This is a genomic window from Adlercreutzia sp. DFI.6.23 (assembly GCF_024462535.1).
Classification (GTDB): domain Bacteria; phylum Actinomycetota; class Coriobacteriia; order Coriobacteriales; family Eggerthellaceae; genus Adlercreutzia; species Adlercreutzia rubneri.
The window spans coordinates 1-316 of record NZ_JANGBP010000356.1; the positions used below are offsets into that span (position 1 = coordinate 1).

Consider the following 316-nt stretch of genomic DNA (forward strand, 5'->3'; position numbering starts at 1 on the left):
CGGCCAACGTGCACAAGCCCCCCATGGGCCACTACGGCAACGTGGAGACCGAAATCGGCCGCGTCGTGGTGCAGCTCGCGAGCCCCGAATTCAAGTTCATGAGCGGCGAGACCTTGACGCTCGAAGGCGGCATGGGCTTACGGCCGTAATTCTGCTTGCTTTTCACAAACATATGTTCTAAAATGGCCCCACTCGAATTTGGAAAGTGGGGCTTATCTTTTGGCTGGCAAGACGCGCATCTTGTTGGGGATCGATCCCGGGCTCGCCCATACGGGCTGGGGGATCGTCGAGCAGTGCGGGCCGCGGCTGTCGTGCG

General features: G+C 60.4%; 1 pseudogene. It reads left to right on the forward strand.

Annotated features, from left to right (window positions below):
- Positions 1–219: 219 nt before the first annotated feature.
- Positions 220–316, forward strand: a pseudogene (locus tag NE591_RS13710) (crossover junction endodeoxyribonuclease RuvC); the annotation flags it as partial.